This window comes from Marinobacter gelidimuriae, from assembly GCF_000372805.1.
GTDB lineage: Bacteria > Pseudomonadota > Gammaproteobacteria > Pseudomonadales > Oleiphilaceae > Marinobacter > Marinobacter gelidimuriae.
In genome coordinates this window covers 1-1248 of record NZ_KB889863.1, presented here as the reverse complement: position 1 = coordinate 1248, position 1248 = coordinate 1, and the positions used below count along the sequence as shown (strand labels likewise).

At 57.1% G+C, this 1248-nt stretch carries 1 pseudogene; it reads right to left on the bottom strand.

Annotation, left to right across the window (positions count from 1 at the left end):
- A pseudogene (locus A3OI_RS23080) lies at positions 1-1248 on the bottom strand (mechanosensitive ion channel family protein); the annotation flags it as partial.

The following is a 1248-nucleotide window of genomic DNA, read 5'->3' as shown; positions in this document are numbered from 1 at the left end:
ACAGCGCGCTCCAGAAGCTCATCGGCAAAGGTCCAGGTCAAGCTGGCGACCAGCCCGGTAACCGTCAGCGCAAACAGGCTGTCTGCCAGGCCAGCACTGAGGGACGGCTTGTTGGCCAGCCCTAGCAGGGACAGATCCCAGACTTGCAGCGCTATCTCAAAAAAGGCCAGCCATAACGCAATTTGTAATAAGCGATAGCCGAATTTCACCAGGCGCCGGCTGAAGGTGCTCAGAGACCTGTGGCGGGAGCTGCTTTTTTGAATGCCGACAACACCTTGCGCTGCCAAAGTGATAATCAGTACGAGTGAAACAATAAGCGCCTTGCCCAGAGCCGCGTTGCCTGAACCGCCTTTGGCAAAAACAGCCACCATAGAGGCGCCAATCGCCAGCAACAACGGAATATGCCAGAGCCGCGCCAGCAGGCCGACAAGTTCCCGCCATACGCCTTGATTCTTGCGCTGGTTATACGGCTGATTGCGTATCAGATGGGTGATCGGGCGGCGGTTGCGGATAATCACGAAGACTGCCAGCAGGGCACCAAATATACTGAAAACGAGCGCCAGAGTAGAGGCCAGGTCGGCGCCGAGCTGCGACACCAACTCTGACGACCCCAGAGCATCTGACAAAGCGAACAGAGCACCAATAATGAACAGCGGAAACAGCGTACGCCTATGTAAAATAGCAACAGCGGTGGTTCGATGGCCGCTGGAGAAAACCGAAATCATGACGTCGAATAATGACGTCAGAAGACGGCCGCACAGGCTGATATAAGCCAGCACCAGAACGGTGCTTTGCGCGGTGTCTGAAATGCCCAGCATGCGCAGACCCAACAGCAGGAACAGGCCAACCAGTGTCAGAATCCAGGGGATTATCCGGCGTGCAAAATGCGCCATCAGCATCCAGGGCTTGGCGCGCAGGGGCATTTCCAACGGCCAGTCGCGGCGAATAAACAGCACTCGGGCAAGGCGCGACAGGCTGTACAAAAGCGCCGCCCCCAGTGCTAGCCCGATGGCCGTTTCTGCCACCACCTTGAATGAGGCAGCGGCGATCAACTCCTTGCCAGCTCTGAGGGCGTTGTTAAAATTTACTTTCCAGCGCCCCAGTGACTCACCAGCGGCACCGTCAGAGCGTGTGAGATCGTCAAAAAATTCTGCCAGCGCCCCCAGCAGGCCCTGCTGAGTGGGCGAGTTTCGCTGATTTTCAATGGCTTGTGCCTGCAGGCCCTGTTGCAGGGTTTGCAGCTGTTTG